This is a genomic window from Mycobacterium sp. 050272 (assembly GCF_039023525.1).
Taxonomy (GTDB): domain Bacteria; phylum Actinomycetota; class Actinomycetes; order Mycobacteriales; family Mycobacteriaceae; genus Mycobacterium.
The window spans coordinates 325,094-337,955 of sequence record NZ_JBCHKV010000003.1 but is presented as its reverse complement, the minus strand read 5'-3'; the positions used below and the strand labels follow the sequence as shown (position 1 = coordinate 337,955).

The 12,862-nt window shown below is 66.2% G+C and carries 13 protein-coding genes; 7 read left to right on the top strand and 6 right to left on the bottom strand.

Features of this window, described 5'->3' with window-relative positions:
- Positions 1-128: 128 nt before the first annotated feature.
- Together AAHS21_RS09330 and AAHS21_RS09325 are read right to left on the bottom strand one after the other, a co-directional pair.
- The gene (locus AAHS21_RS09330) at positions 129-1,034 is read right to left on the bottom strand and encodes an SDR family oxidoreductase (protein WP_342927385.1); all 906 of its coding nucleotides are present in this window, start codon (positions 1,032-1,034) and stop codon (positions 129-131) included.
- 15 nt (positions 1,035-1,049) lie between these two features.
- Positions 1,050-1,808: an SDR family oxidoreductase gene (locus AAHS21_RS09325; RefSeq protein WP_342927512.1), complete on the bottom strand. Its 759-nt coding sequence runs from the start codon at positions 1,806-1,808 to the stop codon at positions 1,050-1,052.
- 89 nt (positions 1,809-1,897) lie between these two features.
- Between AAHS21_RS09325 and echA20 the strand changes: the two genes are divergently transcribed.
- The 4 genes from echA20 to ipdC are packed head-to-tail and all read left to right on the top strand — an operon-like array spanning position 1,898 to position 5,344.
- Entirely contained in the window at positions 1,898-2,656 is a 759-nt protein-coding gene (echA20, locus tag AAHS21_RS09320; RefSeq protein ID WP_342927384.1) for a (7aS)-7a-methyl-1,5-dioxo-2,3,5,6,7,7a-hexahydro-1H-indene-carboxyl-CoA hydrolase, read from the top strand.
- Entirely contained in the window at positions 2,653-3,537 is an 885-nt protein-coding gene (ipdA, locus tag AAHS21_RS09315; protein ID WP_342927383.1) for a cholesterol ring-cleaving hydrolase subunit IpdA, read from the top strand. Before echA20 ends, ipdA begins: the two co-directional genes overlap by 4 nt.
- Positions 3,534-4,277, top strand: coding sequence for a cholesterol ring-cleaving hydrolase subunit IpdB (gene ipdB / locus AAHS21_RS09310; protein WP_342927382.1), 744 nt, complete (start codon positions 3,534-3,536; stop codon positions 4,275-4,277). The genes ipdA and ipdB overlap by 4 nt, the downstream gene beginning before the upstream one ends.
- Positions 4,274-5,344 (top strand): (3aS,4S,5R,7aS)-5-hydroxy-7a-methyl-1-oxo-octahydro-1H-indene-4-carboxyl-CoA dehydrogenase, encoded by a 1,071-nt coding sequence (gene ipdC / locus AAHS21_RS09305; RefSeq protein ID WP_342927381.1) that lies wholly within the window; start codon positions 4,274-4,276, stop codon positions 5,342-5,344. The genes ipdB and ipdC overlap by 4 nt, the downstream gene beginning before the upstream one ends.
- A gap of 88 nt (positions 5,345-5,432) precedes the next feature.
- On the opposite strand, the gene fadA6 is transcribed toward ipdC, so the two are convergent.
- Genes fadA6 through ipdE1 form a run of 4 tightly spaced genes read right to left on the bottom strand, consistent with a single transcriptional unit; the run spans position 5,433 to position 9,173 of the window.
- On the bottom strand, positions 5,433-6,593 hold the full coding sequence (fadA6, locus tag AAHS21_RS09300; RefSeq protein WP_342927380.1) for a steroid 3-ketoacyl-CoA thiolase FadA6: 1,161 nt from the start codon (positions 6,591-6,593) through the stop codon (positions 5,433-5,435).
- 1 nt (position 6,594) lies between these two features.
- A complete protein-coding gene (gene kstR2, locus AAHS21_RS09295; RefSeq protein WP_342927379.1) occupies positions 6,595-7,197 on the bottom strand; it encodes a TetR family transcriptional regulator KstR2 in 603 nt (200 codons plus the stop codon).
- Between the two features lie 42 nt (positions 7,198-7,239).
- Positions 7,240-8,028, bottom strand: coding sequence for a (5R,7aS)-5-hydroxy-7a-methyl-1-oxo-2,3,5,6,7,7a-hexahydro-1H-indene-carboxyl-CoA reductase (gene ipdF, locus AAHS21_RS09290; RefSeq protein ID WP_096290303.1), 789 nt, complete (start codon positions 8,026-8,028; stop codon positions 7,240-7,242).
- On the bottom strand, positions 8,025-9,173 hold the full coding sequence (ipdE1, locus tag AAHS21_RS09285) for an acyl-CoA dehydrogenase IpdE1 (RefSeq protein WP_342927378.1): 1,149 nt from the start codon (positions 9,171-9,173) through the stop codon (positions 8,025-8,027). Before ipdE1 ends, ipdF begins: the two co-directional genes overlap by 4 nt.
- Positions 9,174-9,221: 48 nt before the next feature.
- Between ipdE1 and fadD3 the strand changes: the two genes are divergently transcribed.
- From fadD3 to AAHS21_RS09270, 3 genes are read left to right on the top strand one after another with little or no spacing between them, the layout of a single operon-like run.
- Complete coding sequence (gene fadD3 / locus AAHS21_RS09280; RefSeq protein WP_342927377.1) at positions 9,222-10,766, top strand: 3-((3aS,4S,7aS)-7a-methyl-1,5-dioxo-octahydro-1H-inden-4-yl)propanoate--CoA ligase FadD3; 1,545 nt, start codon at positions 9,222-9,224, stop codon at positions 10,764-10,766.
- 1 nt (position 10,767) lies between these two features.
- Entirely contained in the window at positions 10,768-11,913 is a 1,146-nt protein-coding gene (locus tag AAHS21_RS09275; RefSeq protein ID WP_342927376.1) for an acyl-CoA dehydrogenase family protein, read from the top strand.
- Positions 11,910-12,845 (top strand): acyl-CoA dehydrogenase family protein, encoded by a 936-nt coding sequence (locus tag AAHS21_RS09270; RefSeq protein WP_342927375.1) that lies wholly within the window; start codon positions 11,910-11,912, stop codon positions 12,843-12,845. Before AAHS21_RS09275 ends, AAHS21_RS09270 begins: the two co-directional genes overlap by 4 nt.
- Positions 12,846-12,862: the final 17 nt, after the last annotated feature.

The window sequence follows — 12,862 nt, the reverse complement described above, 5'->3', positions numbered from 1 at the left end:
ACAGCGCCGCTCTTCGATCGGGCACGCCGCACGAGATACGCCCGTCGTGCCAATTTTTCCGATGTCGTATTCGTGTTGGACACAGTGACAATACGACATCGGTGTTCGCGTCCGCCAGAAATAACGTTCTAGGCGCCGTAGACCGGGACCGGCGGCCGCGCCTTGGCCAGCAGGTCGGCGACGACCGGGCCGAGCTCGGCCGGATCCCACCGGTCGCCCTTGTCGATCTGCGGGCCGTGCGCCCAGCCCTCGGCGACGCGGATCTTGCCGCCCTCGACCTCAAAGACCTTCCCGGTGACGTCGCGTGATTCGACGCTGCCCAGCCAAACGACAATGGGCGAAACGTTTTCCGGTGCCATCGCGTCGAACGCCTGGTCCTGGGTTGCCATCATCTCCGCGAAGACGGTCTCGGTCATGCGGGTCCGGGCCGACGGCGCGATCGCGTTGACCGTGACGCCGTATCGGCCCATCTCGGCGGCGGCGACCAGCGTCATGGCCGCGATGCCGGCCTTGGCGGCGCTGTAGTTGCCCTGCCCGACGCTGCCCTGCAGGCCGGCACCCGAACTGGTGTTAATGATCCGTGCGTCAACGGTTTTGCCCTCTTTGGACAACCCCCGCCAGTACGACGCGGCATGACGCATCGTGGCGAAGTGGCCCTTGAGGTGCACGGCGATGACCGCGTCGAACTCTTCCTCGCTGGTGTTGGCCATCATCCGGTCGCGCACAATACCGGCGTTGTTCACCAGGACGTCGAGTCCGCCGAATGTGTCGACCGCGGTCTGAACCAGCGCGGCGGCTTGGTCCCAGTCCGCGATGTTGGATCCGTTGGCAACGGCTTCGCCTCCGGCAGCAGTGATCTCGTCGACCACGCTCTGCGCGGCACTGCCGCCGCTTGCCGGTGACCCGTCCAGGCCCACGCCAATGTCGTTGACGACTATGCGCGCGCCTTCGGCCGCGAAGGCCAGTGCATGCGCGCGACCGATCCCGCCGCCCGCTCCGGTCACGATGACGACACGGCCGTCGACTATTCCCATTAGCTGTTGTCTCCTCTACTTGACCGCGCTGGCGTTCGTGGTGGCCAGATAGTGCGGCGGCTCGCCGCCTCCGTGTACCTCGAGCGAAGCACCGCTGATGTAGGACGCCGCGTCGCAAGCCAAAAAGGCTGCTGCCCAACCGACATCCTCGGGTTTGGCCATCCGGCCCAGTGGCACATTCTTGGAAATCGCGGCGATCGACTCGGCGTCGCCGTAGAACAAGTCAGCCTGTTCGGTCTCGACCATGCCGACCACGCAGGCATTCACCCGGACCTTGGGTCCCCATTCCATCGCCAACGTCTGGGTGAGGCTTTCCAGGCCGGCCTTCGCCGCACCATATGCGCCGGTGCCCGGGGATGGCCGCCGCCCGCTAAGGCTGCAGATGTTGACAATCGACCCGCCGCCCGGCTGGGTCTGCATCTTCTCGTTGGCGAACTGCGAAACCAGCAGCGCGCCAATGAGATTGAGCTCAATGATCTTGCGGTTGAACTTAGGACTGGACTCCGCGGTCAGCACGTAGGGCGATCCGCCGGCGTTGTTGACGACGACGTCGAGCTGTCCGTGCCGCTCGACGATCGTGTCGATCAGCGATGTGACCTGGTCCTCTTCGCGGATATCGCAGGCATGAAACTCATACGGCAACCCCTCGACGGCGCGGCGCGCGCAGGTGATCACCCTCGCGCCCTGCTCGGCGAATACCGCACTGATTCCCGCGCCCACCCCCCGGACGCCGCCCGTCACGAGAACCACCCGCCCGGCCAATCCCAAATTGATGGCGGATGCTTCGGCGCGAGTCACTGTGCTAGCGTACCAAGCAAGTGCTTGCTTAGGTAGTCGGCCTCAATTTCACGAGGAAGTGCCAATTGACCATTACATCCACCAGCACAGAACCGGGCATAGTCGCGGTCACGGTTAACTACCCACCCGTCAACGCCATCCCATCGCGGGGCTGGTTCGAACTCGGCGACGCAATCACTGCCGCCGGCGCGAACCCCGAGACCCACGCAGTGATCCTGCGCGCCGAGGGCCGCGGGTTCAACGCCGGCGTCGACATCAAAGAGATGCAGCGCACCGAGGGATTCACCGCGCTCATCGATGCCAACCGCGGCTGCTTCCACGCCTTCCGTGCGGTTTACGAATGCGCCGTTCCGGTGATCGCCGCGGTGAATGGGTTCTGCGTCGGCGGCGGCATCGGCCTGGTCGGCAACGCCGATGTCATCGTGGCCTCCGACGACGCCACCTTCGGGTTGCCGGAGGTGGAGCGCGGTGCGCTGGGTGCGGCCACCCACTTGTCGCGACTGGTCCCGCAGCACATGATGCGGCGGTTGTTCTTCACCGCCGCCACCGTGGACGCCGCAACCCTGCACCACTTCGGCTCGGTACACGAGGTGGTCCCCCGCGACGAGCTCGACGAGGCCGCTCTGCGAGTCGCCCGCGACATCGCCGCCAAAGACACCCGCGTCATCCGCGCGGCCAAGGAGGCGCTGAACTTGATCGACGTGCAGCGGGTCAACTCGAGTTACCGGATGGAACAAGGCTTTACGTTCGAACTCAACCTCGCCGGGGTGTCCGACGAGCACCGCGACGCGTTCGCCGGTACGACGAAGGGTGAGAAGTCTTGAGCGACAAGAGAACCACTCTCGACGAAGCTGTTGCCGGGCTGCGCAGCGGCATGACCATCGGCATCGGCGGCTGGGGGTCGCGGCGCAAGCCGATGGCATTCGTGCGCGCCATGCTGCGCACCGACGTCAAGGACCTGACCGTGGTCACCTACGGCGGACCCGACCTTGGATTGCTTTGCGCCGCGGGCAAGGTCAAGCGGGCCTACTACGGATTCGTCTCCCTGGACTCGCCGCCGTTCTACGACCCGTGGTTCGCCAAAGCGCGCAGCGCCGGGCAGATCGAGGCCCGGGAAATGGACGAAGGCATGCTGCGCTGCGGGCTGCAGGCCGCGGCACAACGGTTGCCGTTCTTGCCGATTCGCGCGGGACTGGGCAGCTCGGTGCTCGACTTCTGGGAAGGCGAGCTGCAGACGGTGACCAGCCCGTATCCCGCACCGGGTGGTGGGTACGAGACGCTGCTGGCGATGCCGGCGCTGCGCTTGGACGCGGCGTTCGTGCACCTCAATCTCGGTGACAGCAGAGGCAATGCGGCCTACACCGGCATCGACCCCTACTTCGACGACCTGTTCTTGATGGCCGCCGACAAGCGCTACCTGTCGGTGGAGCGGGTGGTGTCCACCCAGGAGCTGATCAAGGCGGTGCCGCCGCAGGCGCTGCTGGTGAACCGGATGATGGTCGACGGCGTCGTCGAAGCACCCAACGGTGCGCACTTCACTACCGCCGCACCGGATTACGGCCGCGACGAGAAATTCCAGCGGCACTACGCCGAGGCCGCCTCCACCGAAGAGGGCTGGCAGCAGTTCGTGGCGACCTACTTGTCGGGTGGCGAAGCCGAATATCAGTCAGCCGTACGGGCTTTCGCAGAGGAGGCAGCCAAGTGAGCACCCGAGCCGAAGTGTGTGCGGTCGCCTGCGCAGATCTTTTCAGGGATGCCGGTGAGATCATGGTCAGTCCGATGACAAACATGGCTTCGGTCGGGGCGCGGTTGGCCCGGCTGACGTTCTCCCCCGACATCCTGCTGACCGACGGCGAGGCACAGCTGCTGGCCGATACGCCCGCGTTGGGCGCCTCCGGCGACGTCGAGGGATGGATGCCGTTTAGCCGGGTCTTCGAGACCCTGGCCTGGGGCAGGCGCCACGTGGTAATGGGAGCGAATCAGGTTGACCGCTTTGGCAATCAGAACATCTCGGCGTTCGGGCCCCTGCAACAGCCCAAGCGCCAGATGTTCGGTGTGCGCGGCGCGCCCGGCAATGCCATCAACCACGCGACCAGTTACTGGGTCGGCAACCACTCCAAGCGAGTGTTCTGCGAGAAGGTCGACATCGTCTGCGGAATCGGCTGGGACAACGTGGACGCCGACAATCCGGCATTCCGATTCGCCAACACCTATCGGGTGGTGTCGAACCTCGGCGTGTTCGACTTCGGCGGGCCGGACCGCAGCATGCGGGCGGTGTCGCTGCATCCGGGTGTTTCGGCCGACGAGGTCCGGGAGAACACGTCGTTCGAGATCGATGGCCTCGACGGCGCCGCGGAAACGCGCCTGCCGACCGAGGAGGAACTGCGCCTGATCCGCGAGAAAATCGACCCGAAAGCATTGCGCGACCGAGAGATACGTTCATGAAGTTGCGCACGCCGCTGACCGAACTGGTCGGCGTCGAGCACCCGGTGGTGCAAACCGGCATGGGCTGGGTGGCCGGCGCACGGTTGGTGGCGGCCACCGCCAATGCCGGCGGGCTCGGCATCTTGGCGTCGGCCACGATGACACTGGACGAGTTGGCGACGGCCATCGGCAAGGTCAAGGCCGCCACCGACAAGCCGTTCGGTGTGAACATGCGCGCCGATGCGGCGGACGCCGGCGACCGGGTTGAGCTGATGATCCGCGAGGGCGTGAAGGTGGCGTCGTTCGCGCTGGCGCCCAAGCAGGAACTGATCGCCCGCCTGAAAGAGGCCGGGGCGGTAGTGATCCCGTCGATCGGCGCGGCCAAGCACGCGCGCAAGGTCGCGAGCTGGGGTGCCGACGCGATGATCGTGCAGGGCGGCGAGGGCGGCGGGCACACCGGGCCGGTCGCGACCACGCTGCTGCTGCCGTCGGTGCTGGACGCCGTGCAGGGCACCGGCATCCCGGTCATCGCGGCGGGCGGCTTCTTCGACGGGCGCGGGCTTGCTGCGGCGTTGTCCTACGGTGCGGCCGGCGTGGCGATGGGCACCCGGTTTCTGCTCACGTCGGATTCCACCGTGCCCGACGCGGTGAAGCGCCGCTACCTGGAGTCGGCGCTGGACGGCACCGTGGTCACCACGCGTGTGGACGGCATGCCGCACCGGGTGCTGCGCACCGGGCTGGTCGAGAAGCTGGAAAACGGCACGCCGATAAGGGGTTTGACCGCCGCGGTGCGTAATGCCGCGAAGTTCAAGCACATGTCCGGGATGACCTGGAAGTCGATGATCCAGGACGGCATGGCGATGCGTCATGGTAAGGAAATGACCCTGGCGCAGGTGGTGATGGCGGCCAACACTCCAATGTTGTTGAAAGCCGGCCTCGTTGAGGGCAACACCGAAGCCGGGGTGCTGGCCTCCGGACAGGTCGCCGGCATTCTCGAAGACTTACCGTCGTGCGCCGAGCTGATCGAGTCGATCGTGCGCGACGCGATCAAGCACCTGCAAACCGCGTCCGGGCTGATCGCGGAGTAGGCCGCAACGCCGAATGTGAAGCTGCTGCGAGAAATGAGCCGAGAACTCGCAGTGAGTTCACACTCGGCGACAAGCAGACGGCAGTGACCTACAGCCGCTCGATGATCGTGACGTTGGCGGTGCCGCCGCCCTCGCACATGGTCTGCAGACCGTAACGGCCGCCGATGCGTTCGAGTTCGTTGAGCATGGTGGTGAAAAGCTTTGCGCCAGTTGCGCCCAGCGGGTGTCCGAGGGCGATCGCGCCGCCGTTGGGGTTAACCTTTTCCGGATCGGCCTTGGCCTCCTTGAGCCACGCCATCACCACCGGCGCGAAGGCCTCGTTGATCTCGACCGTGTCGATGTCGCTGATCGAGAGCCCGGTCTTCTCCAGCGCGTAGCGGGTGGCCGGAATGGGGCCGGTCAGCATGAACACCGGATCGGCCGCGCGGGCGCTGATGTGGTGGATGCGGGCGCGCGGCTTCAGCTTGTGGTCCTTGACCGCCTGCTCGGAAGCCAGCAACACCGCGCTCGCGCCGTCGGAGATCTGGCTGGCCATCGCCGCCGTCAACCGGCCGCCGTCGACCAGCGTCTTGAGTCCGGCCATCTTCTCCAGCGACGACTCGCGCGGGCCCTCGTCGACCCGGAACGGCCCGGATTCGGTTTCGACAGTGATGATCTCGTTGTCGAAGTGGCCGCTGCGAATGGCCGCGAATGCGCGCTCGTGGCTGGTCAGCGAGTACTGCTCCATCTCCTCGCGCGACAGGTTCCACTTCTCGGCGATCATCTCCGCGCCGCGGAACTGGGAGATCTCCTGGTCGCCGTAGCGGTGCAGCCACTGCTTGGACTCATTGGTCGGCGAGGTGAAGCCGAACTGCTCGCCGACCGTCATGGCCGACGAGATCGGGATCCAGCTCATGTTCTGCATGCCGCCGGCCACGATGAGATCGGCCGTACCGGCCATGATCGCTTGTGCGCCAAAGGAAACTGCCTGCTGGCTGGAGCCGCACTGCCGGTCCACGGTGACGCCGGGGACCTCTTCGGGGTAGCCGGCGGCCAGCCACGAGAGCCGCGCGATGTTGCCGGCCTGTCCGCCGATGGCGTCGACACAGCCGGCGATCACATCGTCGACGGCGGCGGGATCGACATCCACCCGGTCGAGCAGCCCGCGCCACGCGTAAGCACCCAGGTCGACGGGATGGATCCCGGCCAGCGCGCCGTTGCGCTTGCCGACCGCGGTACGCACAGCGTCGATGACGTACGCCTCAGCCACTTCAGACTCCTTCGTTAGTGATCCCGCCAAGCACGATGGCGAGATATTGCTGGCCCACCTGTTCCGCGGTGAGCGGTCCGCCGGGTTGATACCAGCGCACCGACACCCAGGTGGTGTCACGGATAAATCGGTAGACAAGGTCGACGTCGAGGTCGGGCTGGAAGTAGCCCTCGTCGACGCCCTGATTCAGCAACTCGACCCACATCTTGCGTTGTTGCCGATTCATGTCCTCGATGTAGGAGAAACGGGGCTGCGACAGCAGCCGCTGGGCTTCGTCCTGGTAGATGACGACTTGCGCGTGCCGATGCTCGATCGCCTCGAACGAGGCCATGAAAAGGCCCTTGAGCCGCTCCAGCGGATTGGTTTCGCTGTCGACGATTTCTTGGTAGCGGGCGAACAGCCAGTCCAGGAAGCTGCGCAACAGCTCGTCGACCATCTCCTCTTTGGAGGAGAAGTGGTGATAGAGGCTGCCGGACAAGATGCCCGCACCGTCGGCGATATCGCGCACGGTCGTGGCGCGCAGACCCCGCTCGGCGAACATGGTGGCGGCGAGCTCCAGGAGCTCGTCTCGCCGGCTGTTCGCCTGACCGGTCACTCGGTCCACCCGGTCAGGATATCAACCAAGCGCTTGCTTGGCTACCCGGGATCACGGGTGCTGACTGGAAACCGAGATGACCTCGCCGGTGAGGTAGCTCGAGTAGTCGCTGGCCAAGAACGCGATCGTGGCCGCGACTTCCCACGGCTCGGCGGCCCGCCCGAACGCCTCACCGGCTGACAGCCGGTCAAGCAGGTCGGATGAGGTCGTCTTGTCCAGGAACTTGTGCCGCGCGATGCTGGGCGACACCGCATTGATCCGGACGTCGTATTCGGCGGCTTCGATTGCGCTGCAACGGGTTAGCGCCATCACGCCCGCCTTTGCGGCCGCATAGTGTGACTGCGAGTGTTGCGCCCGCCAGCCCAGAACACTGGCGTTGTTGACGATGACGCCGCCATGTGGCGCGTCGCGGAAGTACCGCAGCGCGGCCCGGGTGGCGCGGAACACCGAGGTCAGGGTGACGTCCAGAACACGGTCCCATTCGTCGTCGGTCATGTCGGCCACCGGCGTCTGCCCGCCCAGGCCGGCATTGTTGACCAGCACGTCGATGCGCCCCATCCGCGCGGTGGCCGAGTCGATCAGCGCATCGACCTGAGCCGTCGACGTCACGTCGCACACCACATGCTCGACTCGACCCTGACCCAGCGCCGACAATTCCTCGGCGGCCTCGCCCAGCCGTCGCTCGTGGTGGTCGGAGATCACCACGTCGGCGCCCTCGGCCAGGGCCCGGCGGGCGGTCGCCGAGCCGATGCCGGTGCCCGCGGCCGCCGTCACGACGACGACCTTTCCGGTCAAGAGTCCGTGTCCGGCAATCTCTTTCGGCGCTTCGGCCAAACTCATCCCTTGACCTCCCGGGGTAGGCCGAGCACTCGCTCGGCGATGATGTTGCGCTGAATCTCGTTGGATCCGCCGTAAATGGTGTCGGCGCGGCTGAACAGGAACAGCCGCTGCCACTCGTCGAACTCGCCGTCCGCCAGGGCCAGGCCGGGTTTGCCGACGATGTCCATCGCCAGCTCGCCCAGATCGCGATGCCAGTTGGCCCACAGCAACTTCGACACATTGTCCTGGCCGGGCTGCTCGACATCCATGGTGGCCAGCGCGTAGCTGCGCATCGCCCGCAAACCGGTCCAGGCCCGGGTCAGCCGCTGCCGGATGAACGGATCGTCGGCGGCACCGTTGCGCTGCGCAACACCGGCCAGGTTGGAAAGCTCACGGGCATAACGGATCTGCTGTCCCAGCGTCGATACCCCGCGCTCGAAGGTCAGCGTTCCCATCGCGACCCGCCAACCGTCGCCCGGGTCGCCCACCACCAGTTGAGCCTCGGTGCGGGCATCGTCGAAGAAAACCTCGTTGAATTCCGAATCACCGGTCAACTGGATGATCGGGCGTATTTCCACGCCCGGCTGGTCCAGCGGCACCAGCAGATACGACAGCCCGGCATGCCGCTTGGAACCCTTCTCGGTGCGCGCGACCACGAAGCACCACTGCGCCCAGTGCGCCAGCGATGTCCACACCTTTTGGCCGTTGATCACCCACTCGTCACCGTCGAGCTCGGCGGTGGTCGCAACGTTGGCCAGGTCGCTGCCGGCGCCCGGCTCCGAATACGCCTGGCACCACAGCTCGGTCACGTCGAGAATTCGCGGCAGGAAACGCTGCTGCTGCTCGGGCGTGCCAAACGCGATCAGCGTGGGACCGAGCAGCTCCTCGCCGAAGTGGTTCACCTTGTCCGGAGCATCGGCCTTGGCGTACTCCTCGTAGAAGGCCACCCGGTGCGCGGTCGAGAGCCCCCGGCCGCCGTGCTCTTCGGGCCACCCCAGACAGGTCAGTCCCGCCGCGGCGAGATGCTGATTCCATGCCCGACGCTCTTCGAATGCTTCGTGCTCGCGCCCTGGACCACCAAGGCCCTTGAGCGCTGCGAATTCACCGACCAGATTGTCGGCGAGCCAACCGCGGACCTCCGCCCGGAACTCCTCGACGTCCTGCATGCCCTGTAGGCTAACCTACCAAGCACTTGCTTTGTTAGGAGTATCCCCATGACTGGCGATCCGCGCACTGTGCCCGCGGCGTTGGATCGTTTCGTCGACCGATTCCCCGACCAGGCTGCACTGATCACCGAGGACAGGTCCTTCACCGCGACCGAACTGCGCGACGAGGTGCACCGCGCGGCCGCGGCGCTGATCGCGCTGGGTGTCAAGCACGGCGATCGGGTGGCCGTGTGGTCGCCGAACACGTGGCATTGGGTGGTCGCCTGTCTGGCGATTCACCACGCCGGCGCCGCGCTGGTGCCGTTGAACACCCGCTACACCGCCGCCGAGGCCAGCGACATCCTGGCGCGCACAGGTGCACCGGTGCTGTTCGGAATGGGGCAATTCCTCGGCAACGATCGGGTCGGCGACCTCGACCGCGCCGCACTGCCCGCGTTGCGCCACATCGTCCGGATTCCGATCGACGTCCCGGAGACAGGGGCCGGAACCTGGAACGAATTCATCGAGGAGGGCACCGACACCGACGCGGTGATCGCCCGGGCCGCCGCGGTCGTGCCCGACGACCTCAGCGACATCCTGTTCACCTCCGGAACCACCGGCCGCAGCAAAGGTGTGTTGTGCGCACACCGGCAATCGCTGTCGGCGTCGGCGTCGTGGGCAGCCAACGGCAAGATCACCAGCAGCGACCGCTATCTGTGCATCAACCCGTTTTTCCACAACTTCGGTTACAAGGCCGGCATCCTGGCGTGCCTGCAAACCGGGGCGACGTTGATCCCGCATCTGACATTCGATCCGCTGCGCGCACTGCAGGCGATCGAGCAGCACCGCATCACCGTATTACCCGGGCCGCCAACGATTTACCAAACGCTGCTCGATCACCCGGCCCGCGGCGACTACGACCTGAGTTCGCTGCGGTTCGCCGTCACCGGGGCCGCCACCGTTCCGGTTGTGTTGGTGGAACGCATGCAGTCCGAGCTCGATATCGACATTGTGCTGACCGCCTACGGCCTGACTGAGGCCAACGGCATGGGCACCAGCTGCCGTGCCGACGACGACGCGGTGACGGTCGCGACGACCTGTGGTCGCCCCTTCGCCGGCTTCGAATTACGCATCGATGCGGCAACTCCCGGCGAATCCGGCGAGGTGCTGTTGCGCGGGCCGAATGTGATGCTGGGCTACCTCGACGACCCGGAGGCCACCGCCGCGGCCATCGACACCGACGGCTGGCTGCACACCGGTGACATCGGCGTCCTCGACACGAACGGCAACCTGCGCATCACCGACCGCCTCAAGGACATGTACATCTGCGGCGGATTCAACGTCTATCCCGCCGAGATCGAACAGGTGCTCGCTCGCATGGATGGGGTGGCCGACGTCGCGGTGATCGGGGTTCCCGACGAGCGCCTGGGCGAGGTCGGCCGGGCATTCCTGGTGACCCGGCCCGGCGCGAACCTCGACGAGCAGTCAGTAATCGCTTACACCCGAGAACATTTGGCGAACTTCAAGGCACCGCGGTCGGTGCGGTTCGTCGACGAATTGCCGCGCAATGCCGGCGGCAAGGTGCTCAAACCACAATTGCGAGAGTTGGCCTGAATTGGATCTGGAACTAGACGAAGAGACGCTGGCCTTTGCGGCCGAGGTGCGGGACTTCCTCTCGGCCAATGCCGAGTCGATCCCGACGGAGTCGTATGACAACGCGGAAGGCTTTGCCCAGCATCGTCATTGGGACAAGGTGCTGTACGACGCCGGCCTGTCGGTCATCAACTGGCCGGAGAAGTACGGCGGCCGAGACGCGTCGCTGTTGCATTGGGTGGTCTACGAGGAGGAGTACTTCCGCGCCGGAGCACCGGGTCGGGCCAGCGCCAACGGCATCTCAATGCTGGCGCCGACGTTGTTCGCACATGGCACCGAAGAGCAGTTGGACCGCATCCTGCCGAAAATGGCCAGTGGCGAACAGATCTGGGCGCAGGCGTGGTCGGAGCCCGAATCCGGCAGCGACCTGGCGTCGTTGCGCTCCACCGCCACCAGGACCGAAGGCGGCTGGCTGTTGAACGGCCAGAAGATCTGGAGCTCGCGGGCGCCGTTCGCCGAGATGGGCTTCGGTCTGTTCCGTTCCGATCCCTCGGCGCAGCGGCATAACGGGTTGACCTACTTCATGTTCGACCTGAAGGCCAAGGGCGTGACCGTGCGGCCCATCGTCCAGCTGGGCGGGGACACCGGATTCGGTGAGATCTTCCTCGACGACGTCTTCGTGCCCGACGAGGATGTCATTGGCACCCCGAATGACGGCTGGCGCGCGGCCATGAGCACGTCCAGCAACGAGCGCGGCATGTCGCTGCGCAGCCCGGCCCGCTTCCTGGCGGCCGCGCAGCGGCTGGTGCAGCTGTGGAAAGACAACGGCTCCCCCACCGAATTCGTCGATCGGGTCGCCGACGCCTGGATCAAGGCGCAGGCCTACCGGTTGCAGACGTTCGGCACCGTGACCCGGCTGGGCGCCGGCGGTGAGCTGGGTGCCGAGTCCTCGGTGACCAAAGTGTTCTGGTCCGACCTCGACGTGGCGATTCACCAAACCGCGCTGGACATCCGGGGCGCCGACGGGGAGCTGGCCGGGCCGTGGACCGATGGCTTGCTGTTCGCGCTGGGCGGCCCAATCTATGCCGGTACCAACGAAATTCAGCGCAATATCATCTCCGAGCGGCTGCTGGGCCTGCCGCGCGAATCCTCCGGAGGCAAGAAGTGAAATTTGCGCTCGACGAACAGCAGCGCGACTTCGCGGCCAGCATCGACGCGGCATTGGGTGCGGCGGACCTGCCCGGCGCGCTGCGCGCGTGGTCCGACGGCGACGTCGCGCCTGGCCGCAAGGTGTGGGAGCAGCTGGCCGACCTCGGCGTCACCGCACTGATAGTGCCGGAGAAATACGACGGCCTCGACGCCCACCCGGTGGATCTGGTGGTCGCGCTCGAACGCCTCGGCCGCTGGTGTGTGCCCGGTCCGGTCACCGAATCCATCGCCGTGGCACCTATTTTGCTCGCTGACGACCAGCGCAGCGCCGAGTTGTCCTGCGGTGAACTGATCGCCACCGTCGCGCTGCCGCCGCACGCCCCGCGCGCGGTGGACGCTCAAGCTGCCGGGCTGGTGCTACTGGCCACCGGCGACGGCGTCAGCGAAGCGGCCGCGGGTGGATGCCACCGGTCCGTGGACCCCAGCCGGCGCCTGTATGACGTGGCGGCTACCGGTGCGCCCTGGCAAGCAGATATCGAGCGCGCCTTTGAATTCGGCGCACTGGCCACCGCGGCGCAGTTGGTCGGGGCTGCCGAGGCTCTGCTGGATGCCACCGTCGAGTACGCCAAGCAGCGCGCGCAGTTCGGCCGGGTGATCGGCTCTTATCAGGCGATCAAGCACAAGCTGGCCGACGTGCACATAGCGATCGAACTGGCGCGCCCGCTCGTCTACGGCGCGGCCTTGTCGTTGGAGCCCCGTGATGTGAGCGCGGCGAAAGCCGCGGCGTCCGATGCCGGCCTGTTGGCCGCTCGGTCGGCGTTGCAGACCCACGGCGCGATCGGCTTCACCCAGGAGTACGACCTGTCGCTCTGGCTGCTGAAGGTGCAAGCGCTGCGGTCGGCCTGGGGCACACCGCAGGCGCACCGGCGCCGAGTGTTGGAGGCATTGTGAGTCGCGCCGTCGACGAT